Source organism: Austwickia sp., from assembly GCA_016699675.1.
Taxonomy (GTDB): domain Bacteria; phylum Actinomycetota; class Actinomycetes; order Actinomycetales; family Dermatophilaceae; genus Austwickia.
Window position 1 is genome coordinate 1213591 of sequence record CP064985.1, and the last position, 22838, is coordinate 1236428.

A 22838-nucleotide genomic window follows, 5' to 3' on the forward strand; every position below is an offset into this window, starting at 1 on the left:
ATGCCCCGAGACCGGGCCTGACCCCCCACCGGCAACGCCGCGATTAGGCTCGATGCGGATCATCGCGTCGAAGCTGCGGGGGTACGGGCGTGTCGGAGCTGTTCGTCGGGGCCGCGTTCGTCGTGAACGCCCTCCTGCTGGGCCTGGTGAGCCGGCGGCTGCTCGGCGTACCGGTCGGCTGGCCCCGCACCCTGCTCGTCGCCGCCTGCCTGAGCGCGGGCGGCAACGGGGTGCTCGGCCCGATCGCGCGGCGCCTCGGGGTGATGGACGAGCGCGGTGAGCTCGTGTCGGCGTCGCTCGCCGTGACCGTGCTCCTCGCGACGCTGCTGCTCGCCTGGGCGATCGCGGTGGGGCTCGCCGTGCTCGTCGTCCTGGAGGCCCTCGCCCCCACGGGCAGCCTGCCCGATCCCGTGGGCCTCATCAGGGACCTGCCCGCGCGCCAGCGCCGGGCGCGGCGGTACACCCAGGTGGTCGGCATCGCCGCCCGGCACGGGCTCGGCGGCTTCCTGGGCGCCGGTGCCCGGCCGCGGGCGGGCGACCCCTCCCGGGTCGCCCGCGGGCTGACCCGGGCGCTGCCGGAGGCGGGGGTGACGTTCGTGAAGTTCGGCCAGATGATGGCCACCCGCCCGGACCTGGTCGGCGACGAGATGGCCCGCGAGCTGGGGGCGCTGCAGGCCGACGTTCCCGCCGTACCGTGGCCCCAGCTCCGCCCCGCCCTGGAGGCCGGGCTGGGCCGGCCTCTGGCCGAGGTCTTCAGCGCCGTCGACGAGGAGCCCCTGGCCGCCGCCTCCGTGGGGCAGGTGCACGGGGCGCGGCTGCTCGACGGTACGCCGGTCGTGGTCAAGATTCAGCGGCCCGGCGCCGCGGCCCAGGTCTCGGCCGACCTGGACATCCTGCGCCGGCTGGGGACGCGGCTGGAGCGCAGCACCGGCTGGGCCCGGGCGCTGTGCCTGGGCGCGGTGATCGACGGGTTCGCCGCGAGCCTGGCCGAGGAGCTGGACTACCGCGTGGAGGCCGCCAACGCGCGCGCCGTCGCCGGGAGCCTGCCGTGGGGGCAGCACGTGGTGCACGTCCCGACGGTGTACGCCGAGTGCTCCGGCCGCACCGTGCTCGTGATGGAGCGCGTCGACGGCGTACCGCTCTCCCGCGCCGAGGCGAGGCTCGCCGCGCTGCCGGCCGAGCGCCGTCGCGCGCTTGCGGAGGGCCTGCTCGCGGTCGTGCTGCGGCAGATCGTGCGGACCGGGATCTTCCACGCCGACCTGCACGGCGGCAACGTCATGCTGCGCGACGACGGCAGCCTCGCCCTGCTGGACCTCGGCTCGGTGGGGCGGCTGGACCGCACGGCCCGCGAGGGGATCGGCCGGCTCCTGCTCGCCGTCGACCGCGACGACTCGGTGGCCGCCGCCGACGCGCTCTTGCAGGTGCTGGATCGGCCCGCGGCGCTGGACGATCGCGTGCTGGAACGGGAGCTCGGCGGCCTGATCGCGCGGTACCGGCACGGTCTCGGGCCGCTCGGCGCCGCCGGCCTGTTCCCCGACCTGTTCCGGCTCGTCATGCGGCACGGATTCGCGATCCCGCCGCGGGTCGCCGCGACCTTCCGGGCGCTGGGCGCACTGGAGGGCACGCTGGTGACGCTCGACCCCGGCACAGACCTGGTGACCGCGGCGCGGCGCGCCGGGGCGGATCTCGCGGCCGAGGAGCGCCAACCAACGCAGGTGCGGGCGGCGATGGAGGACCAGCTCCTGCGCCTGCTGCCGATGCTGGAGCGGCTGCCCCGCCGCGTCGACGCGATCACCGGGGCCCTGGAGTCGGGGCAGCTCGCGGTCCGGGTCCGGCTGCTGGCCGACGCCGATGAGCGTCGCTTCGTCGCCGGGCTGGCCCACCAGCTCACGATGACCTTGATGGCGGCGGCGGCCTCGATCGTGGCGGCGGTGCTGCTGGTGGCGCCCGCCTCGCCCGAGCTGTCACCCGGGATCGGGGTCTACCCCGTGGTGGGGTCGATCTTCCTGCTGGTCGCCGTGGTGCTCGCGGCGCGCGTCCTCGTGCTGGCGTTCGGGCGCGCGTGGCTGGACTCATGACGTCGGTTCGTGGCGCCGACGTCCGGAGCGCGCGGTGAACGCCGCGACGCTGGTGGCGGCGCTCGCCGCGACCGCGTTGCTCATCGGGCTGGGGGTGGGCCTGCGGCGGGGTGCTGCGCTACTCCGAGCCGTTCTGGCGCGACCTGGAGCGGCTGGTCTACACGGTGCTGCTGCCGTGCCTGTTCATCAACGGGCTGGCCACCGCGGACTTCGGCGACGTGCCGATCGCGCGGATGGCCGCGGTCCTGGTCGGGTCCTCGCTGTGCGGCGCCGGCGTGACGGTCGCGCTGCGGCGCGTGCTGGCGCCCGGGACCGACCCGGCGGCGCGCGCGCGGTTCACCTCGGTGTTTCAGGGCGCGGTGCGGTTCAACAACTACGTCGGGCTGGTGCTGTCCTCGGCCCTGTTCGGCGGGCGCGGCGTGGCGCTGGCCGCGCTGGCCAACGCGATCCTGGTGCCGCTCGTCAACGTGACGTCGACGGCGGTGCTGGTCCGCTGGGGCAGCCCCGACCCGGCGCTTGGCATGGGCGGGCCCGATAAGGGCGAATCGTCGGGCGACGACGGGGACGCCGGACCCGGGGTCGTGCGGGCGGTCGCCACGAACCCGCTGGTCGTGGCGTGTGTGGTGGGCGTCGCGCTGCACCTGGCGGCGGGGCCGCAGGCGGGGCTGCTGCACGCCGGCCCGATGCCCGCCGTGGTCGGCACGCTGGAGACCGCCACCCGGCAACTCGGGCAAGCGGCCCTGCCGGTCGGGCTGCTGTGCGTGGGCGCCGGGCTGCGCGGCCCGGCCCGCAGGGCGGCGCAGGCCGGAGGCGGGGCGGTCGGGTGGCGGGAGCCGCTGCGGTACGTCGTGGGCGCCTCGGCCGTGCGCTTCGGGGTGCTGCCGGCGACGACGTTCGGGCTGTCCCGCCTCGTCGGACTGACCGGGCCCGTCGCGACCGTCGCCGTCCTGTTCCAGTGCCTGCCGACGGCGTCCAGCGCGTACGTGCTCGCCCGCCGCCTCGGCGGGGATGCCGAGCTGATGGCCACGATCATCGCGGCCCAGACGGTGGCGGCGGCCGCGACCATCCCCGCCTGGCTGGTCCTCGCGCTGACCCTCTGAGCCGCAAGGCCAGTTACCCGCGAGTTATCCCCAGCCCGACCGCTCACGACCTGCGCGTTTGGTGCCATGGCACCCTTTGTGCAGGTCACGAACGGTCACCCCGTCATGCCACCCCCCACGGACTTGACCCCACGCCAGCCTCGGCGAGTCTCGAACGAGCATCCAGCCCGCGAGTTATCCACAACACGACCGCTCACGACCTGCGCGTTTGGTGCCATGGCACCCTTTGTGCAGGTCACGAACGGTCACCTCGTCAGACCACGCCCACGGACTTGACCCCACGCCACCACGCCGACGCCACCCCACCCGCGTCAGCCCCGTGGGCGGACCCGTGCCCCAGCCCCGTCGGTTAGCCCTCACCCGACGACGCGTCGGGCTCGGGCGGGGGCTCGGCGCCGGCGGCCTCGTCGCGGTCCGCCCACTCCAGGAGCGGGGCCAGATCGAAGGCCTCGTCGTCGATCCCCGCGTGCAGATCGCCCAGCCGGGCGAAGCGGGCCGGCACCGTCGCGATCGTCAACTCCCCCGGTTCGACGGAGTCGATCTCGGCCCACTCGATGGGACACGACACGGTGGCCGTCGGGGTCCCCCGCACCGAGTACGCCGCCGCGATCGTGTGGTCCCGCGCGTTCTGGTTGTAGTCCACGAACACCGCCGCCGGGTCGCGGTCCTTGCGCCACCACGTGGTCGTGACCAGCGACGGCGCCCGGCGCTCCACCTCGCGGGCGAACGCCAGCGCGGCCCGACGTACCTCGCCGTGATCGTGCTCGGGGCGGATCCGCACGTACACGTGCAGCCCCCGCCCCCCGGTCGTCTTCGGGTAGCCCGTGATCCCCAGCTCGTCCAGCACCTCGTGCACCACCGCCGCCACCTCACGCACCTTCGCGAAATCGGCGTCCGGCATCGGGTCCAGGTCGATCCGCCACTCGTCGGGCTTCTCGACGTCGGCGCGGCGGCTGTTCCACGGGTGGAACTCCACCGTGCTCATCTGCACGGCCCACAGCACGTGCGCCGGCTCGGTCACGCACAGCTCGCGGACGGTCCGCTTGAACCGCGGGAAGTACACCGGGCACGTCTCGATCCAGTCGGGCGCCCCCTTGGGCAGCGCCTTCTGGTGCACCTTCTCCCCCGCGAGCCCCTCGGGGAAGCGGTGCATCATGCACGGCCGCTCGCGCAGCGCCCGGACGATGCCGTCGGCGACGGCCAGGTAGTACTCCGCCAGGTCCCGTTTCGTCGCCCCGGTCTCCGGGAAATAGACCCGGTCCGGATTGCTCAGCCGCACGGTCCGCTCGCCGACCTCCAGCTCGACCGCGGGAGTCGCCTTGGCACTCATGGGGTTTCGCCGAGCGGTTCGAGGATCGCGTCGGCGACGTCGCCAGGGTTCTTCTCCGGCAGCCAGTGGTCCGCGTCGAGTTCGATGAAGCGGTACGGCGCGTCGACGTACTCCTCCGTCTTCTCCGCCGCCGCCCGCCCGAGATAGGCATCGCGACGACCCCAGACGTACGTCGTGGGCACGGTGACCGGCCCCCGCGCCCGGGCGACCCCCGAGGGACGCTCGGTGCGCAGCGCCCGGTACCAGTTGATCGCCCCCGTCAGTGCGCCCGGCTCGGTCAGCGTCGCGACGTACGCCCGCTCGTGCTCCGGCGCCAGCCCCAGCCCCCGCATCCCCACGGCGCGTAGCGCAGGCCGCAGCAGCGCCTCGGGCAGCACGGGCACCTGGAACGCGGCCATGTACCAGCTCTTCAGCCCCTGCCGGCTGTGCCGCATCGCCCACCCCATCGCCGCGGGGTGCGGCGTGGACAGGACCGTGAGGCGCGACACCCGCTCGGGGTGCGCCGTCGCGACCTCCCAGGCCAGCCCGCCGCCCCAGTCGTGCCCGACGATGTGGCCGCGCTCGGCACCCGCGGCGTCGAGCAGGGCCAGGACGTCACCGCGCATGACGTCCACGCGGTACGCCGTGTGCTCGCGCGGCCGGGCCCCGGGCGAGTACCCGCGCAGGTCCGGGGCCAGGCACCGCCGGCCGGCCGCGACCAGCCGCTCGGTGACGGCCGACCAGGCCAGCGAGGTCTGCGGGAAGCCGTGCAGCAGGACGATGGGCTCGGCCGGGCCGTCGGCAGGCCCGGAATCCACCACGTCGAAGGTGAGGTCGTCGCGGGAGAAGGTCTCCATGCGCCCAGCCAAGCAGGGCCACCCCGACGGCGCCAGGCCGGGGACCGTCGGTGATCCCCGGCCCCGCGCGCCGAGCTGAGCCGCGGTCGCGTCAGCTCGCGGCGCAGTCGCCCGTGTCGATGAAGTCCTGCTCCAGCTCGGTGGCGCCACCCGGCCCGACGTACCCCCGCCGCGCCTTCAGGCTCACCGTCTGCGTGGTGCCGTTCCAGCGGCGCGCGGCGATGCGCCAGTGCTCCGCCGACGCGTCGTCCGCGAACGTCACCTCGTCGTTCTGGGGGCCGCACATGACGGCGCGGGTGAGCTGCGGGGCCTCGACGGAGGCCGGGCAGGGCACGTTCCGGTCGACGACGGGCTTCACGGTGCCCGGGTAAAGCAGCCAGGACGCCCATTCGGTGCCGTGCGAGCCGACCCAGCGGTACGTCGAGCGGAACTCCGCCTTGATCATTCCGGACGGCTTGGCCAGCTCCGCGTCGGTGCCGCCCTGGAAGAGCAGGCTGTTCGGGAAGATGACCACCTTGTCGCCCCAGCGGGCGAGCCACGCAGGGTCCACGGTCAGGATGTCGTCGCGGGCGCCGCACACCCGGCTCACGGTGACGCGGGGCAGCGGGATGACGGTCCGCAGCGGCGACCCCGCGCGCACGCCGGCGGCGCTGTCGGCCGCCCCATCGGCGGTGCTTTCGGTCTGACCGGGCTGGCCGGTCGTGGATTCGGTCGGGGCGGTCGTGCTGACGGAGGTGCCTCCCGGCGCGGCGGGGTCGACCTCGTCGGCCTGGGCCGCGGGAGCGAGCGCGCCCGGGATGGCCAGGGCGGCGAGCAGGGCGAGGGAGGCGGTGGCGCGGGGGTGACGGCGAAGGCCCATGGGTGATTCCGATCCGTAAAGGCGGGCGGCCCTCCTCGGGTCCGGTCCGCGAGGTGGCGCGGGGCGACCCCACGCGCGGGCTGCCCGACGGGCAGGGCTAACCCACGCTCCTTTTCGGCGGACGGTGCCATCGGCTGAGCGATCTCGGACGATGGTTCCGGACGGTCGATGATGTTATGTCATGTGCGCGGATAGCGGCGCCGACCCGCGACTGCCGCGATCGTCAAGGGCACCGCCGCGGCCGACGCCACGCCGAACACGACGCCCACTGCCCGCGGTCCGCGAACGGCCCCGCCGTCGACGTCGACAGCGAGCTGCCGACGAACAGGGCCGCGGCGAAGAACGCGACCACGGTGCCGCGCGCGGACGGTACGACGCCGGTGGCCCAGGTCTGCAGCGAGGAGTGCAGGAACGCCCAGCCCACCCCGAGCAGCACGGCGGTGGCGATGACCGTGGGCACCGACACCCACGCTGCGACCAGTGCGTAGCCCACCGCCATGGCCGCCCCGCCCACCGCCATGAGGCGCCACGTCGGCCAGTGGCCACTCAGCCGCCGCACGAGCCGGGCAAAGACCCAGACGCCCACGCCGTACGCCGCGGTGGCCAGCCCAGCCGCGCCCGCCTCGACCCCGCGGGACTGCAGCGCCGGCGCAAGCAGCGTCAGCGGGCCGAGCAGGATGGCGCCCTCCACGAAGACCAGGGCGTAGACGAGCAGGGCCCAGGGGTCGGTCAGCGCCCGGCGTACGGGGTCGAGCAGGCGACCCGACTCGGGCAGCGCGGTCTCGACGGTGCAGCGCAGCCCCCACCAGCACGCCAGCGCGGCCGCCGCGGGCAGCGCGAAGACCCCACGCCAGCCGATCGCGTGGGCGAGCAGGCCCGCGACGGCCGTGGCGACGGCCGTCCCGGCCGCGATCGCGGCCATCAGGTCGGTGAGGGCCGCCTGGCGGCGGGCGGGGGCGACGGTGTCGCCGACGTACGTCAGGGAGGTGGGGACGACGCGCCGAACAGGCCGCCGGTCACCAGCCGCGCGGCGACCAGCGCGCCGAGCGTGGGCGCGAAGGCCGAGGCCACGGCCGCCGCGGCGGCGCCGAGGAGGGCGCCGCGCAGCAGGCGGACCCGCCCGTACCGGTCCGAGACGATGCCCCAGACCGGCTGGAGCAGCCCGTACGCCAGGAAGTAGCCGCTCGCGATCGCCACCGTCTGCGCCAGCGTCACGCCGAGGTCCGCCGCGATCACGACGAGCAGCGGGCTGACCGCGAACCGGTCGAGGCTGGAGACGAACGCCGCCGCCGACAGCGCCGCGGGCGGTCGCGTCGCCGCGCCCTCAGCGGGCTGCCGCGTCGCCCCGCGCTCGGGGGGTTGGGCCGCGCGGTCGCTCGGCGTACCAGCGGGAACCGTCACGAACGGGACCGTACCCGCTCGAGCCGGGACGATGATGTGACCATGGCACCCGGCAGCGACACCTCCCCGGCTGAGCTCCCTCGGCTCCCCCGGATCCCGCAGCTCCCCCGGCTCCCTCGGCTTTCGCGGCGGGGGCAGGTCGAGCCGTTCCACGTCATGGAGGTGCTCAAGGCCGCCAACCGGCGGGCCGCCACGCACGGCGACGTGATCACCCTGTGTGCCGGGCAACCATCGACGCCCGCGCCGGGCCCCGCGCTGGCCGCGGCGGACCGGGCGATCGCGTCGGGGGCGGTCCTGGGCTACACCGACGCCATCGGGATGCTGGCGCTGCGGGAGGGGATCGCGGGGCATTACGCGCAGTGGTACGGGCTCGCGGTCGACCCGGGCCAGATCGTCGTGACCACCGGCTCGTCCGCCGGGTTTACGGCGCTGTTCCTCGCAGCGTTCGAGGCCGGCGACACCGTGCTGATGGCCCGCCCGGGCTACCCGGCGTACCGGAACACCCTGCACGCCCTCGGCTGCCGCGTCGTCGAGATCGATTGCCGGGCGGAGACGCGTTACCAGCCGACCGTCGCGCTGCTCGAGGAGCACCTGGCCGCCGCCGGCGCGCCGCCCGCCGGCCTCATCATCGCCTCCCCCGCGAACCCGACCGGCACGGTCATCGCCGCCGCCGAGCTGGCCGCGATCGCGCACTGGTGCGAGGAGCACGGCACGCTGCTGATCAGCGACGAGATCTACCACGGCGTGACCTACGGGACGCGCGCCGCCAGCGCGTGGGAGACCTCGCGCAGCGCCGTCCTCGTCGGCAGCTTCAGCAAGTACTTCTCGATGACCGGCTGGCGCGTCGGCTGGCTCGTGGTGCCCCCCGAGCTGGTGCGCCCCCTGGAACTGCTCGTCGGCAACCTCAACATCTGCCCGCCCGCGATCAGCCAGGTGGCGGCGCTCGGGGCCCTGGCGCCAGAGGCGAGCGCCGAGCTGGAGGGGCACGTGCGCCGGTACGCACAGAACCGTGACCTGCTCCTACGCCGGGCCCCGGAGATCAGGGTCACGTCGATGGCGCCGCCGGACGGGGCGTTCTACCTGTACGCCGACGTCAGCCACCTCACCGGCGACTCGATGGCGTGGTGCTTCCAGGTGCTCGCCGACACCGGCGTGGCGCTGACCCCCGGCGCCGACTTCGACACGCGATCCGGCGGCCAGTTCGTGCGGCTCAGCTTCGCCGGGTCCACCGCCGAGGTGGGCGAGGCGATGACCCGGCTCGCGGCGTACGTCGCGGGCCGCTAACCTCCCGCGCATGGGTACGCACGAGAGCAAGGGCGAGCCGGTCCCCTACACGGCGCCCGATTACGACCCCGACAACTCCGGCCGGCCCGCCGCCGACGTCCCCCAGGACGCGTCCGCGACCCCGCCGAGCAGCGACGCGGCGGGCGAGCAGGCAGAGCTCGCCAAGGAGCCGCAACCGTACGTCGACCCGGCGTACGACCCCGACAAGGGCTGAGGGCTCGGCGGAACGGCGACAGGCCGCCGCTCAGACCGTGACCGGGGTCCGCCGCCCGACGAGGTTCATCACGACGCACCGGAACACGGGCTCCCCCGAGGGGTCGCGCAGTTCGGCGAGGGTGCGCACGAGGCCGCGGTCGTCCTGGGTCCGGCTGCTGCGCGCGTCCAGCACGGTGACGCGCAGGCGGAGTTTGTCGCCGGGGCGGACGGGGCGCAGCCAGCGGAGTTCGTCGACGCCGGGGGCGCCGAGGCTGGCGGTGTGCGACAGGTAGTGCTCGGCGAAGAGCCGCATCATGGCCGCGCAGGTCTGCCAGCCGCTGGCGATCAGCCCCTGGAAGGGCCCCGCCGCGGCGGCCTGTGGATCCACGTGAAACGTCTGGGGGTCCCACCGCCGGCCGAAGTCGATGATGTCCGCCTCGTCGAGGGTGATCTCGCCGTATTCGTAGACTCCGCCGGGCACGTAGTCCTCGAACCGCCGGTCGGCGATCGTTGCGTCGAACTCTGCCTGATCGAGCAGCCGTGTCATGGGCAACCTCCTTCTGCGCCGCGCCGCCGGGTTCCGACGTCCATGGCCTGGGTGGCGGATCCAGAGCGTGGGCGGCGTCGGCGACCGCCGCTCCGCGATCCTGCCGATCCCGCCGAGATCCCGGAGCGGTCTACCGAGCCCGCCAATCCCGCCGGACCCTGCTGCCATGATGGCCGATTCGCCCAGCGCCGGACGACAGCGCCGCGGCGAATCGGCCGATCACGTCGCCGTCCGGAATGGTGGATGATCGCCGGGGCGGGCTCAGGGACCGCCGCCACGAGCTGAGCGCCGCGGACAGCCGGGATCGTCAGAACGGCGGGGGTCCTGGGTCTGATGGTGCCGCCGCGCGCTCATCGACGGTGCGACCGGTGGCGGCCGTGGGGTGGGCGCGGGGTCGACCTGCGGGGCGGGTGGCGGCAGTGCGCCCTGTCTCGGAGTGCTCGACCGGGGGCGCCTCACCGGACGCGACGATGGCCGCATCGCTGCGGTTCCGGTGGTCGCTTGAGGGACGGCCGGGGGGACGGCCGGGGGCCTGCGGGTCGTACTGCATGGGATACGTCGTGTATTGCCGGCCCGTGCCGGTTGTCCAGACGATCGTCCCGTCAGCGCTCTGGCGGGTGGTCCACTGGCCGCGGGTCTTGTGTCCGTGTGGGCGGCGGGACTTCGCTGACAGGTTTGCCGCATGCGTGGCGCCGCCGGAGGCGTGATCCACGTCGTGGTCGAGGTCGCAGCGACGAGCCGGGACGTGACTGTCCGGGGCCCGGCAGGTCCCGTCTCGGACCTGGACCGCCTCGCGCAGCCGCGGGGGTGGGCCATAGCTCGCGGTGGAGAGCTCGATCGCTTCTCCGGTGACCGGATCGGTCACCAAGCGACGCCAGACCGAGCCCGCGCCGTAGGCCAGGTCCCGCACCACCTCGGCAGGCACGTACTCGCCGTTCTCCAAGCGGCCCGGTTCCTCGTCCGCTCCTAGCAGCGAGGCCGCCGAGACCACCACCCGCACGACAGCCGGCGGCAGCCCGCCCGGCAGGAAAGCGACCCAGTCCGGCACTCGCACCTCCCCTGGGATCGGCACCGCCCCCGAGACGGGCACCGGCAAGGGCGCGGGGTCGTCTGCGGTGTCGTCACGCACCCGCTCAGTCGATACGGTCGCGTGAGCACCGTCCTCACGCCCGGCGCGACCGCCAGTCGACCGCTGTGAGGACTGCGGTGAGGACTGCGGTGAGGACTGCGGTGAGGACTGCGGTGAGGACTGCGGTGGCGCCGAGGACCGTGATGGCACCGAGGACGATGAGGACTGCGACGGCGCCGTGGATGGCGTATATCGCGTCGACGGCTGCCCAGCGGGGGCACCCAGCACGGTCACCTCACCTGCGGGGATGGGTGTGCCGAGGGCGGGGATGTCCCCGAAGATGACGAGGTCCAGCATCACGTCGCTGCGCAGCTGGGCCAGCGTGCGCGGATCACCCATCCGGCGGACGGCCCTGGCGATCTCCTCGACCCGCTCGATCGCCGCGGTCACCCGCTCCGCCGAGCCCGATGCGGTGAGCTCTCCCGTGCCGTGGGGGGTCAACGTGGCGAACGCATCACGTCGACTCAGGTCGTCATCCCGCAGCTTCCTGGTCGGGACCCGCAGGGCCAACTGCCGGGCCAGCCGGCGCCGGAAGGTTCCGTAGGACAGCACCGAGCCATCCCGCGTGGGCGCCAACACGGCCGCCGCAATCTCCGCTGCGACCTCCGCCGCGCACTCGCGAGTGTCCTGCTGCCAAGTCCGCGCCATCGCCCAGGTGCAGGCGCCCTCCGTCAGGGCGGTCAACACCCGACCCGCGCGCGTCGGGCTGGCCAAGCCGAGGCGGAGGCGACCGTAGGCATCGGCGACGCCAAGTCCCGTCGCCAACCGCACTTCGTCCGCCACGGCGGACTCAGCCTCGGCCAACTCTCGGTCGCGTGCCGTGCGGGATGCGTCCGGGCCGAGGCACGCCATCGCCTGCTCACGACGCCGACTGGCCAGGAAGCCCGCTGCTCGGGCCGACATCCCGGCCAATGCGGCCGTCGCCCGCTCGTACGCCGCCATCGCGTCGAGCAACCCGTCGTCGTCCAGCAACGCCACCAGCGCCGGGTCGGGCACCATAAGGCTGAAGCACCCATCGCGCCCACCCCGGACATCCATGCGACCCTTCCTCCCAGCGACTATCGTTACTACGTACGATCTTAACCCGTTTGGATGCTTCGGAACAGGCGGCTTTATTTAATTAATTAAGTCCGTATTAAGCGCCACGCACAACTTCCCCACACAGGCACTAACCACAAGCCGGTGCACCAGTACCGCACCGAAAATCCCGTTGCCGACCGGACGCGAACCGCCGAAGGATGGTCAGGTGCCCAGCCCACTCGTCGTACGTCCCGCCGCCGCCTCGGACTGGTCCGCGATCTGGGGGATCATCCGCGAGGTGGCCGCGGCGGAGGAGACGTTCGCGATGGCGGCTCGGCCCGACGAAGAGGAGACCCGGCGATCCTGGATGACCGCGCCGCCGGGGCGTGTCGTCGTCGCCGAGCGTTCGGGCGAGGTCCTCGGTACAGCGAATATGTACGCCAACCGGCCTCACCAGGGGGACCACGTCGCCTCGGGCTCGCTCATGGTCGCCGCGCGGGCCCGCGGCTCGGGCCTGGGTCGAGCGCTGGTCCGGGACCTGATCGCCTGGGCCGCCGGCGAAGGCTCCGCCGCGATTCAGTTCAACGCCGTCGTCGAGACCAACCACACAGCCGTGGCGCTCTACCGATGCGAAGGATTCCGTGTCCTCGGGACCGCCCCGGGCGCCTTTCGGCATCCCCGCGACGGCCGCGTCGGCCTGCACATCATGTGGCGGGACCTGCCCTGACTCCCGCCGATCGGACGCGGCCGCGCCGGGATCAGGGCACCAGCCGATAGCCCTGCCCCGGCTCGGTGAGCAGGTGCGTTGGCGCGCTCGGCGACGGCTCGATCTTGCGGCGCAGCTGGTTGGCGAAGACGCGCAGGTAGTTGGACTCGCGTCGGTACGTCGGGCCCCACACCTCACCCAAGAGCTCGGCATGCGTGACCAGATGCCCCGGCTCGCGCGCCAGCACGGCCAGAATCCGCCACTCGGTGGGGGTCAGCCGGATCGGCGTACCGTCCGCCGCCTCCGCCCGCCGCTCCGCGAAGTCCAGCCGGAAGTCCGCGCACGAGAAGGGGGCTGGCCGTCCGCCACGTCGGTGTGCGCCCGCCGCAACGCGGACCGGATCCGCGCCATCAGCTCGTCCATGGCGAACGGCTTGGTCACGAAGTCGTCCGCGCCGCGGTCAAGGGCCTCGACCTTGTCGTCGGACTCGTGCCGGGCGGACAGCACGATGACCGGTACGGCGCTGCGCTGCCGCAGCCACGCCAGCACCTCGACGCCGTCCCGGTCGGGCAGCCCAAGGTCGAGGACGACAAGGTCCGGCATCTCCTCCTCGATGGCCGCCATCGCGCTGCGGCCATCACCGACGACCACTGAGTCGTACCCCCGCGCCCGCAGGTTGATCCGCAGCGTCCGCGTGATTGCCGGTTCGTCGTCGACGACGAGGATGCGGGTCACGGCGCGGCCCTCCACTCGACCTCGCCAGCCACCGCGCCGCGCGCCGCCGCGTCGCGCACCACCGCGCCGTGCGCCACCGCGCCGTGCGCCACCGCGTCGCGCGCCACGGCGTCGCGGCCGCCGACGCCGGAATCCACAAGGCCGGCCGGCGGCCCCGGCGGCAGGTCGATGGTCATCGTGAGCCCCCCACCCGGGGTGTCGTCCGCGGTCACGCTCGCTCCCATGCTCTCCGCCAGCCCCCCGCGCGACGGCCAGCCCCAACCCGACGCCGTCGCCGGCGGGCACGTCGCCCTGCCGCTGGAACGGTTGGAAGATCTTCTCGTGCTCGGCGCGCGGTACGCCGGGGCCGCTGTCGATCACCCGGATCTGCGTGCGGGCCCCCACCCGGGCCACGTTGACCACGACCTTCGATCGCGCCGGGGCGTGCCGCAGCCCGTTCTCCAGCAGGTTCGCCAGCACGCGGTCGAGCAGGCCCGGGTCCGCGTACGCCAGGCACTCCCCCTGGCTCCACAGCTCCAGGCGGCCGGGGTCGGACACCGCCGCCATCGTCGAGCTCGCCACCTCGGCCCCGTCCACGACGATGCAGTGCGGCCGCATGGCCCCGGTCTCCAGCCGCGACAGGTCGAGCAGGTTGCCCACCAGCGCGTCGAGCCGGTCGGTGCTCTCCTCGATGGCCTCGAGCAGGTCGGCCTGGTCCTCGTCGCTGAACTGCACCTCCTCCGAGCGCAGGCTGGAGACGGCGGCCTTGACCGCGGCCAGCGGGGTGCGCAGGTCGTGCGAGACCGCCGAGAGCAGCGCCTGCCGGGCCTTGTTGTCGGCGGCCAGCGACGTCGCGGCGGCCGCCTCGGCCCGCAGCCGCTGCCGGGTGAGGACGGCGGCGGCGTTCGCGGCGTACGCCGTGACCAGCGACTGGTCCTCCGCCCGCAGGTCGTGGCCGCACAGCAGCAGCACGGTCTCGTCGTCGATCGGCTCGCGGACCTGGGCGTGCTCCACGTCGGAGAGGGTGAACCCGCCGACCGCGGCGAGGATCGTGACCGCTCCGCCCGTGCGCGGCCGCCGCACGATCCCCCCGGAGGTCATCGCCAGCATGTCGAGACACTCGCGGAGCAGCAGGGGCAGGGGCTCGGTGGACGACAGCATCGCGTGGGTGATCTGGGTGAGGCTGGCGGACTCGCGTTGTGCCGCGCGGGCCTCCTCCGTACGTCGTGCGGACAGGTGCACCACGGCGGCCACGGCGGCCGCGATCATCAGGTAGACGCTCAGCGCCAGCACGTTCTGCCGGTCGGAGACGGTGAAGGTGTGCGTCGGCGGCGTGAAGAAGAAGTTGAGGAGCAGGGTCCCCAACACCGCGCTGACCAGCGCCGGGAGCAGTCCGCCGACGAGCGCCACCCCGACCGATACCCCCAGATACAGCAGCACGTCCAGGGGCAGGTCCACGGCCTCGCCGAGCAGGTGCAGCAGCCCGGTCAGCGCGATCGGCCCTAGGACCGCACCGACCCAGCCCGCCACGAGCCGCCGTCGGCCCAGGCTCCACCGCGAGCGGCTCGTCGGGGGCACCGTCGTGTGCGCGTGCGTCACCAGGTGGACGTCGATGTCGCCAGACCCCGCCACGACGGAGGCCCCCACCCCGCGCGACCACAACCGCGCCCACCGGCTCCGGGTGCTGGCACCCACCACGATCTGGCTGGCATTGACGCGGCGCGCGAAAGCCAGAATGGCCTCGGCGATGTCGTCGCCGGAGATGGCGTGGAACTCCCCGCCCAGTTCCCGGGTCAGCGTGCGCTGCGCCGCGATCGCCGTACCGTCCACCCCCGCCAGCCCGTCGCTGCGGCTGACGTACACGGCGATCAGCTCCCCGCCCGCCCCCCGCGACGCGATCCGAGCGCCGCGGCGCAGCACGGTCTCCCCCTCCGGGCCGCCGGTGAGCGCGACCACCACGCGCTCACGGGTGGGCCAGGTGTCGAGGATGCCCTGGTCGGCGCGGTAGCGCTCCAGCGTCTCGTCCACCCGGTCCGCCAGCCACAGCAGGGCCAGCTCGCGCAGCGCCGACAGGTTGCCGGGCCGGAAATAACTGGCCAGCGCGGCGTCGACCTTGTCGGCCTTGTAGATGTTGCCGTGCGCCATCCGGCGGCGCAGCGACTCCGGCGACATGTCGACCAGCTCGATCTGGTCGGCCCCGCGGACCACCCCGTCGGGCACGGTCTCGCGCTGGCGGACCCCGGTGATCGCATGGACCGCGTCGTTGAGGGACTCCAGGTGCTGGATGTTGACCGTCGAGATGACGTCGATGCCCGCGTCGAGGAGCACGGCGATGTCCTCGTACCGGCGGCCCCGCGCCGACCCCGGCACGTTCGTGTAGGCGAGCTCGTCCACCAAAGCGATCTGTGAGTGTGGGACCTGGCTGGTCTGGGACTGGCTGGTCAGGATGGAGCTGGTCGTTCCGGCCCGGGCGTGACTCTCGAAGCAATTGGCCCGCCTCGGGCGGTGTCTTCCCGTTGAATTGTCCGCTCGGATCGGCGCGGCCGGCACCGTCCGGCCCACCTCGGTGACCTCATCAGGAGATTGCCCGGCCCGCGAGCCGTGGCTCATCACAGATTTGCCCCGATGTGACTTCTTCCCGGACCGGTACCGGCCGCTCGGCGACCGTGACCACGCCCCGTCTCGAGGAAGGAACAACGATCGCCATGGCCATCGTCGCGCATTCACATCCGTTCGTCATCGGCGTGGACACCCACGCCCGCAACCACGCCCTCTCGATCCTGGTCTGCCCGCAGGGCGAGCTGCTCGACGAGGGCCAGTTCCCGGCCACGACGGCCGGGCTTGCACGGGCTGTCGCGTTTGTCGCGCGCCGCACCGGCGGCGACGTGGCGGTCCTGTGGGTCATCGAGGGCACCGGCACTTACGGGGCGCGGCTGGCCCGCGTCGTGGCCGACGCCGGCTACGAGGTCGTCGAAGCGCCACGGATGAACGCGCGCGCCGACCGCGGCATCGGCAAATCCGACCCGCTGGACGCCCGCCGCATCGCCGCAGCAGCCCTCCCGTTGCAGGTCACAGCGCTGCGCCACCCGCGGGCCGACGACGGGGTCCGGGCGGCTGTCCGCGTCCTGCTCGCCGCCCGAGACCACATGAGCACCGAGCGCACCGCCACGATCAACGCTCTGACCGCGCTCTTACGCGTGGCCGACCTCGGGATCGACGCCCGACGCCCGCTGACCGGCGCCCAGATCACCACGGTCGCCGGCTGGCGCACGCGAGAGGAGCCCCTGGCAGTCTCCACTGCCCGCTGGGAAGCCGCCCGGCTGGCTAAGCGCGTCGCCGCGCTCGATGACGAGCTCAAGGACATCACCAAGCGGATCAGCGACCTCCTTCACCAGAGCCCCGCCAGCGTCCTGCTCGAACAGCCTGGCATCGGCCCCATCACCGCAGCCGTCGCCCTCACCGCGTGGTCCCACCTGGGACGCATCCGATCAGAGTCCGCCTTCGCCAGCCTCGCCGGCGTGAACCCGATCCCGGCCTCCTCCGGCAACACGGTCCGCCACCGCATCAACCGCGGCGGCGACCGGCGCCTGAACCGCGCGCTGCACATGGCCGTCGTCACCCGCATGCGCATGGACCCCCGCACCCGCGCCTACGTCGAACGCCGAAGCGCCGAAGGACGCACCCTCCGAGAGATCCGCCGAAGCCTCAAGCGCTACCTCGCCCGCGAGATCTACCGCCGCCTTAACGCCACCGCCCAGCTCGACCAGGCGGCTGCTTGACAAACATAGGAGATTCTGCGGGTTCCGGGCCAGGATGGCGTCCGTGTCCAGCTCGGTGAACTCCGCGCCGCGGTGGGTCAGGGCGCGCCGCGGCACCATCTCGAGGCCCTCCAGGGCCTTCGCGGTGTAGGCCCGCCCGTGCGTCTCCACGAACCCGACCACCACGTCCTGGCCGCGCTCGGCCCGCCGGCGACCCTCGCCGAGCATCGCCACGGTCTTGCCGACGCCCGGCGCGGCGCCGAGGTAGATCCGCAACGTCCCGCGCCTCACCCGAGGATTGTCACCCACCATGGGCCGCCCGCAGGGCGAGGTTGAGCTCGAGCACGTTGACGCGCGGCTGGCCGAGGAAGCCGAGGGTGCGCCCCGTCGTGTGGTCGGCCACGAGCCGCCGTACGTCGTCCGCCGGCACCCCCGTGGCCCGGGCCACGCGCGCGACCTGCCAGTTGGCGTAGTCGACCGAGATGTCCGGGTCGAGGCCCGAACCGCTGGCGGTCAGGGCGTCGCCCGGAATCTCGGCGGGGGCCTCGGGGTTGGCCGCCCGCAGCGCGTCGGCCCGGTCGCGGACCGCCGCGCGCTGCGGCTCGCCCACCGGCGACAGGTTGCTCCCGCCGGAGGTGTCCCCGGCGTAGTCCGAGGGCGACGGACGCGGCTGGAACCACTCCGGGCCGGTGAACTGCTGCCCGATCAGCGAGCTGCCGACGACGCGGCCGTTCCGCTCGACGAGGGAGCCGCTCGCGGTCGGACGAGCCACGACCTGCGCGAGCCCGGTGAAGGCCAGCGGCCAGACCAGCCCGAGCAGGACGGTGAGCAGGAGGAATACGCGTACGGCGGCGCCGAGCTGGCGGCCGAACCCCCGGCCGACCGATCGGACACCCACACCTGAGGTCATCGTCATCACGCCAATCCGGGGAGCAGGGACACGACCAGGTCGATGAGTTTGATCCCGACGAACGGGGCGATCACGCCGCCGATTCCGAACACCAGGAGGTTGCGTCGCAGGAGCGCGGCGGCGGACATCGGCCGATAGGAGACGCCCCGCAGCGAGAGCGGGATCAGGGCCACGATGATCAGCGCGTTGAAGATGACGGCCGAGAGCATCGCGGACTCGGGGCTGTGCAGCCGCATGATGTTCAGCGCCCCCAGGCCCGGGAAGACCGTCAGGAACATCGCCGGAATGATCGCGAAGTACTTGGCCACGTCGTTCGCGATCGAGAACGTCGTCAGCGCCCCGCGGGTGATGAGCAGCTGTTTGCCGATGCCGACGATCTCGATGAGCTTCGTGGGATCGGAGTCGAGGTCGACCATGTTGCCGGCCTCTTTGGCCGCGGAGGTGCCGGTGTTCATGGCGAGGCCCACGTCGGCCTGCGCGAGCGCGGGCGCGTCGTTGGTGCCGTCCCCGGTCATCGCGACGAGCCGGCCCCCGGACTGCTCCTTCTTGATCAGCGCCATCTTGTCCTCGGGGGTGGCCTCGGCCAGGAAGTCGTCGACCCCGGCCTCGGCGGCGATGGCCTGCGCGGTCAGCTGGTTGTCGCCGGTGATCATCACGGTGCGGATGCCCATCCGGCGCAGTTCCTCGAAGCGCTCGCGCATCCCGGGCTTGACCACGTCCTTGAGGTGGATGACGCCGAGCACGCGCGTCGTACCGTCGTCGGCACTGCGACCCCCCGCGTGTTCGGCGACCACCAACGGCGTACCGCCCGCCGCCGAGATCGACTCGACCACCTCGTCGAGCCCGCTCGGGGCGCTGCCCCCCATTGCGCGCACCCACGCCGCGACGGCCGTGCCGGCCCCCTTCCGGATCGCCCCGCCGTCGGGCAGGTCGAGCCCCGACATGCGGGTCTGGGCGGTGAACTCCACGAACGTCGCCCCGGAGGGCGCGTCGTACGGTGGCGTCGACGGACCACGCCGTACGTCGCCCGCCGCCGGCGTCCCGAACTCCCCCGCGACGAGTTCGACGATCGAGCGGCCCTCGGGGGTCTCGTCGGCGAGGGAGGACAGGTACGCCGCCCGGTTCGCCTCCGCCTGCGTGGCCCCGCCGACCGGGATGATCTCGCTGGCGCGCCGATTGCCGAACGTGATCGTGCCGGTCTTGTCGAGCAGCAGGGTCGACACGTCGCCGGCCGCCTCGACCGCCCGGCCGGACTTGGCGAGCACGTTGCGCTGCACGAGCCGGTCCATGCCGGCGATGCCGATGGCTGACAGCAGCGCCCCGATCGTCGTGGGGATGAGGCAGACCAGCAGCGCGACGAGGGTGAGGACCGGTTGAGGCGCCCCGCTGTAGGTCGCCATGGGCGCGATCGCCGCGACCGCGAGCAGGAAGATGATCGTCAGCGTGAGCAGCAGGATCGACAGGGCGATCTCGTTCGGGGTCTTCTGCCGGGCGGCACCCTCGACCAGGGCGATCATCCGGTCGATGAAGGTCTCGCCGGGTTTGCTGGTGATCTGCACCACGATGCGGTCCGAGAGCACCGTTGTGCCGCCGGTAACCGCGCACCGGTCCCCGCCCGACTCGCGGATGACCGGGGCGGACTCACCGGTGATGGCGGACTCGTCGACCGTGGCGACGCCCTCGACGACGTCCCCGTCGCCGGGGATCACCTCGCCGGCCGTGACGATCACCAGGTCGCCGATGGTCAGCTGCGCCCCAGGCACCTGCTCCTCGTTGCCGTCGGCACGCAGCCGCCGGGCGACGGTCTCGGTCTTGGTGGCCCGCAGGGTCGCGGCCTGGGCCTTGCCGCGGCCCTCCGCGATCGCCTCGGCGAGGTTCGCGAAGAGCACGGTGGCCCACAGCCAGAGGGTCACGCCGATGGCGAAGACGCTGGGGCGCGCGACCGCCAGCGCGGTGGTCAGGATCGAACCGACCCAGACCACGAACACCACCGGGGCCTTGACGACGTGGCGCGGGTCCAGCTTGCGCAGCGCCTCGGGCAGCTGGGCGAGCGCAAGGTGCCGTAGCGACGCCTGCGTCGGCGCGGGGTGCAGCCGCTCGCCGCGGCGCTTGAGGGTGGGCTGCGGCTCGTCGTGGGTGAGCAGCGAGGTCGTCACAGGGTGGCCTCCGCGATCGGGCCCAGCGCGAGGGCCGGGAAGAACGTCAGGCCCGCGACGATCACGGCGATGCCGACGAGCAGCGCGGTGAACAGCGGGGTGTGGGTGGGCACCGTGCCCTCGGTGCTGGGCCGCTTGGGTTGCGCGGCCAGTGAGCCGGCCAGCGCCAGGGCCAACGTGATGGGCACGAACCGGCCGAGCCACATGCACGCCGCGAGCGTGAGGTTGAACCAGGGCGCGTCGGCGGCCAGCCCGGCGAAGGCCGAACCGTTGTTGTTGGAGGCGGAGGCGTAGGCGTACATCATCTCGGTCAGTCCATGCGGCCCGGCGTTGGCCAGCGCCTCCCGGGCTCCGGGCAGCGCGATGGCGACGCCCGTGCCGAGCAAGACCAAGGCGGGCATGACGAGGATGAACAGCGCCGCGCAGGTGATCTCCCGCTGGCCGATGGTCTTGCCCAGCAGCTCCGGCGTACGGCCCACCATCAGCCCCGCGACGAACACGGTGATGATCGCAATGACCAGCGCGCTATAGAGGCCGGTGCCGACCCCGCCGGGGCTGATCTCCCCGAGCAGCATGTTGGTCAGGACGACGCCGCCGCCCAGTGGGCTGAACGAGTCGTGCATTCCGTTGACCGCCCCGGTCGACGTACCGGTCGTCGCCGTCGCGAAGAGCACCGTCCCAGGGACCCCGAAGCGCAGCTCCTTGCCCTCCAGCGCGCCCTGCATCGTCCCGGCCAGCTGCGTCTCGGCCGCCAGCGCCGCGGCCCACATGCCGGTGAACAGGGTGGCCATCAGGCCGAGGACGGCGTACCCCTGGCGGCGGTCGCCGACCATCAGGCCGTACATGCGCGGGAGCGCGAACGGGATGACCAGCACGAGCAGGATCTCGACGATGTTGGTCACGGGGTTGGGGTTCTCGAACGGGTGGGCCGAGTTGGCGTTGAAGAAGCCGCCGCCGTTGGTGCCGAGCAGCTTGATGACCTCCTGGGAGGCCACCGGGCCACCCTGGATGACCTGCTCGCCGCCGGTCAGCGTCGTGATGGTCGTCGGCCCGGCGAGGTTCTGGATCACCCCGCCCCAGACCAGCAGGAGGGCGCCGAGGGCGGCGAGCGGCAGCAGCACGCGCACGACCCCCCGCACGAGGTCGACCCAGAAGTTGCCGAGCCGGTCCGTACCGGAGCGGGCGATGCCCCGGGTCAGCGCGACGGCGACGGCGAGGCCGACGGCCGCGCTGACGAAGTTCTGCACGGTGAGCCCCGCCATCTGGGACAGGTGGGTGGCACCGGTCTCGCCGCCGTAGCTCTGCCAGTTGGTGTTGGTCACGAAGGAGACGGCCGTGTTGAGGGCGGTGTCGACGTTCATGCCCTCGCGACCGGCTGCGAGGGGCAGGTGAGTCTGGACGAGGAGCAGCCCCCACAGCCCGAGGACGCATGCGGTGGAGAAGGCCAGGACGGCGCCGGCGTAGGACGCCCAGTTCTGCTCGCCGTCCGGGTTCACCCGGCAGAGCCGGTAGAGGGCGCGCTCGATGCGCAGGTGCCGGCCGTCCTCGAAGGTGCGGGCAAGGTAGGCGCCCAGCGGCGCATGGGTCGCGGCGAGAACGGCGGCCACCAGGAGCAGCGCGCCGATCGCCGCCGACACGTCCGACATCAGAACTTCTCCGGGTTGACCAGGGCGTAGACCAGGTAGGCCACGAGGGTCATGGCCACGAAGGCTGCGATCCACTGTTCGAGCATGGCGAGGCGAGTTCCCTCCGAACGTCTGCGTGATAGGCAGGCCGGGCGCAGCGGGAGAGCCCCGCTGATGCCCGCTGGTGAACGGGGGCCGGTGGCTTACAGGCCGGCCTGCTCCGCCAGGAGCACGGCGACCTTGAGTTGGTCGACGGTGGGGTGCACGATGCGGGTCGCGGCGATGAGCCGGAAGTGGCCCACGACGGTCCCGGCGTGCCGCACCGGGATGGCGATGACGGAGTTGGTCGGCAGTCCCGCGCCCGCCACGTCCACGCGCCGGCCGTCCTGGGTGAGCTCGCCCGTGTCGTGCAGGATCGGCCACCCCCCGGCCGGTGCCCCGGCGGAGTAGCGGCAGCTGTCCACACCGAGCACGCGGGTGATCTCCCGGCAGATGGCCTGGCGGCGGTCCTGGCCGGAGCCCTGTTCGGGGGCGATGCGCAGGACCTGCAGGACGCCGTCGACGTACCCGCCGCGCCGCGCCACCTCGGCCGCCTGCCGCCGGCCGCGCAGCGCCAGCTCGGTCACGGCCAGGCCCACGAGCCCGAAGAGGATGGCGAGCACGATGTCCTCGCCGCGGGCGATGCGGAAGGTGAAGTGCGGCGGGATGAGGAAGAAGTCCATCCACGCGGCGGACGACACCGACGCCAGCAGCCCGGCGACCCGGTCCCCCAACGCGGCGACCGACACGACCAGGAGGGCAAAGATCAGCACGACGACCGCGGTGTCGATGCTGTCCCGTCCGGGCGAGAGGGCGAGGCCCAGCAGGGCCGGTACGACGAGTGCGGCGAGCCGGCGCGGGCCGGGCCGCCGGAGGGCGGCAAGGAGGTCGCCACCTGAGGCGCGAGACACGGGCTCGGTCGGTCGCGGCGCCTCGGCGGCGGGCGTACGGGGTGCAGCGGTCTCCATGTGCCCATGGCACCCCGGCCGACCCCGGGGCCGCGGAGAGCTGACGGCGACCTAGCGGTTCTTGACGCCTTCTTAACGGCCATCCGACACTGGAGATCTGGACGCCCGTCCAGCATGGCTGATGTCGGCCCCCGTTCTCGCCCAAGGAAATCCGGCGGGGGACCGGAAATCTGGGGCCGACTG

Annotated in this window: 15 protein-coding genes and 5 pseudogenes; 6 read left to right on the plus strand and 14 right to left on the minus strand. The window is 73.2% G+C overall.

The features are described from left to right. Window positions 1-98: 98 nt before the first annotated feature. A complete protein-coding gene (locus IPK37_05650; GenBank protein QQS02692.1) occupies window positions 99-2078 on the plus strand; it encodes an AarF/ABC1/UbiB kinase family protein in 1980 nt (659 codons plus the stop codon). A 49-nt stretch (window positions 2079-2127) separates the two neighbouring features. Then, window positions 2128-3178: pseudogene (locus IPK37_05655) on the plus strand (AEC family transporter). A gap of 349 nt (window positions 3179-3527) precedes the next feature. On the opposite strand, the gene ligD reads toward IPK37_05655, so the two are convergent. The 4 genes and pseudogenes from ligD to IPK37_05675 all read right to left on the minus strand — a co-directional run bounded on the left by ligD (window position 3528) and on the right by IPK37_05675 (window position 7604). Then, complete coding sequence (ligD, locus tag IPK37_05660; protein ID QQS01885.1) at window positions 3528-4508, minus strand: non-homologous end-joining DNA ligase; 981 nt, start codon at window positions 4506-4508, stop codon at window positions 3528-3530. Continuing rightward, window positions 4505-5344, minus strand: a complete 840-nt coding sequence (locus IPK37_05665; protein QQS01886.1) for an alpha/beta fold hydrolase — start codon at window positions 5342-5344, stop codon at window positions 4505-4507. The genes ligD and IPK37_05665 overlap by 4 nt, the downstream gene beginning before the upstream one ends. A 91-nt stretch (window positions 5345-5435) precedes the next feature. Next, window positions 5436-6203, minus strand: coding sequence for a hypothetical protein (locus IPK37_05670; protein QQS01887.1), 768 nt, complete (start codon window positions 6201-6203; stop codon window positions 5436-5438). A 179-nt stretch (window positions 6204-6382) separates the two neighbouring features. Next, window positions 6383-7604 (minus strand): annotated as a pseudogene (locus IPK37_05675) (MFS transporter). 42 nt (window positions 7605-7646) lie between these two features. Here IPK37_05675 and IPK37_05680 point away from each other — a divergent pair. Continuing rightward, the gene (locus tag IPK37_05680; protein QQS01888.1) at window positions 7647-8888 is read left to right on the plus strand and encodes an aminotransferase class I/II-fold pyridoxal phosphate-dependent enzyme; all 1242 of its coding nucleotides are present in this window, start codon (window positions 7647-7649) and stop codon (window positions 8886-8888) included. A gap of 10 nt (window positions 8889-8898) precedes the next feature. Beyond that, complete coding sequence (locus tag IPK37_05685) at window positions 8899-9102, plus strand: hypothetical protein (GenBank protein QQS01889.1); 204 nt, start codon at window positions 8899-8901, stop codon at window positions 9100-9102. A gap of 30 nt (window positions 9103-9132) precedes the next feature. On the opposite strand, the gene IPK37_05690 is transcribed toward IPK37_05685, so the two are convergent. Together IPK37_05690 and IPK37_05695 are read right to left on the minus strand one after the other, a co-directional pair. Further along, entirely contained in the window at window positions 9133-9630 is a 498-nt protein-coding gene (locus IPK37_05690) for a MaoC family dehydratase (GenBank protein QQS01890.1), read from the minus strand. A gap of 307 nt (window positions 9631-9937) precedes the next feature. Continuing rightward, window positions 9938-11758, minus strand: a complete 1821-nt coding sequence (locus IPK37_05695) for an HNH endonuclease (GenBank protein QQS01891.1) — start codon at window positions 11756-11758, stop codon at window positions 9938-9940. 346 nt (window positions 11759-12104) lie between these two features. Here IPK37_05695 and IPK37_05700 point away from each other — a divergent pair, with 346 nt between their 5' ends. Then, entirely contained in the window at window positions 12105-12506 is a 402-nt protein-coding gene (locus IPK37_05700) for a GNAT family N-acetyltransferase (GenBank protein QQS02693.1), read from the plus strand. Between the two features lie 31 nt (window positions 12507-12537). On the opposite strand, the pseudogene IPK37_05705 reads toward IPK37_05700, so the two are convergent. Further along, a pseudogene (locus IPK37_05705) lies at window positions 12538-13220 on the minus strand (response regulator transcription factor). Further along, a pseudogene (locus IPK37_05710) lies at window positions 13217-15809 on the minus strand (sensor histidine kinase KdpD). Before IPK37_05710 ends, IPK37_05705 begins: the two co-directional pseudogenes overlap by 4 nt. 95 nt (window positions 15810-15904) lie before the next feature. Between IPK37_05710 and IPK37_05715 the strand changes: the two are divergent. Beyond that, window positions 15905-16978 (plus strand): IS110 family transposase, encoded by a 1074-nt coding sequence (locus tag IPK37_05715; GenBank protein QQS02694.1) that lies wholly within the window; start codon window positions 15905-15907, stop codon window positions 16976-16978. A 6-nt stretch (window positions 16979-16984) separates the two neighbouring features. Here the strand turns inward: IPK37_05715 and IPK37_05720 are convergent. From IPK37_05720 to IPK37_05745, 6 genes and pseudogenes are all read right to left on the minus strand, one after another. Then, a pseudogene (locus IPK37_05720) lies at window positions 16985-17248 on the minus strand (histidine kinase). A gap of 10 nt (window positions 17249-17258) precedes the next feature. After that, window positions 17259-17867 carry a potassium-transporting ATPase subunit KdpC gene (gene kdpC / locus IPK37_05725; protein ID QQS01892.1) on the minus strand — a complete coding sequence of 203 codons (609 nt, stop codon included), beginning with the start codon at window positions 17865-17867 and terminating at the stop codon, window positions 17259-17261. A 5-nt stretch (window positions 17868-17872) separates the two neighbouring features. Continuing rightward, window positions 17873-20023: a potassium-transporting ATPase subunit KdpB gene (kdpB, locus tag IPK37_05730; protein QQS01893.1), complete on the minus strand. Its 2151-nt coding sequence runs from the start codon at window positions 20021-20023 to the stop codon at window positions 17873-17875. Beyond that, entirely contained in the window at window positions 20020-21669 is a 1650-nt protein-coding gene (kdpA, locus tag IPK37_05735) for a potassium-transporting ATPase subunit KdpA (GenBank protein QQS01894.1), read from the minus strand. The genes kdpB and kdpA overlap by 4 nt, the downstream gene beginning before the upstream one ends. Next, entirely contained in the window at window positions 21669-21755 is an 87-nt protein-coding gene (gene kdpF, locus IPK37_05740) for a K(+)-transporting ATPase subunit F (protein ID QQS02695.1), read from the minus strand. Before kdpF ends, kdpA begins: the two co-directional genes overlap by 1 nt. Before the next feature lie 96 nt (window positions 21756-21851). Continuing rightward, window positions 21852-22655: a DUF4118 domain-containing protein gene (locus tag IPK37_05745; protein ID QQS01895.1), complete on the minus strand. Its 804-nt coding sequence runs from the start codon at window positions 22653-22655 to the stop codon at window positions 21852-21854. Between the last annotated feature and the right edge of the window lie 183 nt (window positions 22656-22838).

What these genes read in the sequence shown, in the direction of transcription:
- IPK37_05690 (QQS01890.1), bottom strand. Translation starts at nt 9,630, where the DNA reads ATGACACGGCTGCTCGATCAGGCAGAGTTCGACGCAACGATCGCCGAC.
- kdpF (QQS02695.1), bottom strand. Translation starts at nt 21,755, where the DNA reads ATGCTCGAACAGTGGATCGCAGCCTTCGTGGCCATGACCCTCGTGGCC.
- IPK37_05715 (QQS02694.1), top strand. Translation starts at nt 15,905, where the DNA reads ATGGCCATCGTCGCGCATTCACATCCGTTCGTCATCGGCGTGGACACC.
- ligD (QQS01885.1), bottom strand. Translation starts at nt 4,508, where the DNA reads ATGAGTGCCAAGGCGACTCCCGCGGTCGAGCTGGAGGTCGGCGAGCGG.
- IPK37_05700 (QQS02693.1), top strand. Translation starts at nt 12,105, where the DNA reads ATGGCGGCTCGGCCCGACGAAGAGGAGACCCGGCGATCCTGGATGACC.
- IPK37_05685 (QQS01889.1), top strand. Translation starts at nt 8,899, where the DNA reads ATGGGTACGCACGAGAGCAAGGGCGAGCCGGTCCCCTACACGGCGCCC.
- IPK37_05665 (QQS01886.1), bottom strand. Translation starts at nt 5,344, where the DNA reads ATGGAGACCTTCTCCCGCGACGACCTCACCTTCGACGTGGTGGATTCC.
- kdpC (QQS01892.1), bottom strand. Translation starts at nt 17,867, where the DNA reads ATGACCTCAGGTGTGGGTGTCCGATCGGTCGGCCGGGGGTTCGGCCGC.
- kdpA (QQS01894.1), bottom strand. Translation starts at nt 21,669, where the DNA reads ATGTCGGACGTGTCGGCGGCGATCGGCGCGCTGCTCCTGGTGGCCGCC.
- IPK37_05695 (QQS01891.1), bottom strand. Translation starts at nt 11,758, where the DNA reads ATGGTGCCCGACCCGGCGCTGGTGGCGTTGCTGGACGACGACGGGTTG.
- IPK37_05680 (QQS01888.1), top strand. Translation starts at nt 7,647, where the DNA reads ATGGCACCCGGCAGCGACACCTCCCCGGCTGAGCTCCCTCGGCTCCCC.
- IPK37_05670 (QQS01887.1), bottom strand. Translation starts at nt 6,203, where the DNA reads ATGGGCCTTCGCCGTCACCCCCGCGCCACCGCCTCCCTCGCCCTGCTC.
- IPK37_05745 (QQS01895.1), bottom strand. Translation starts at nt 22,655, where the DNA reads ATGGAGACCGCTGCACCCCGTACGCCCGCCGCCGAGGCGCCGCGACCG.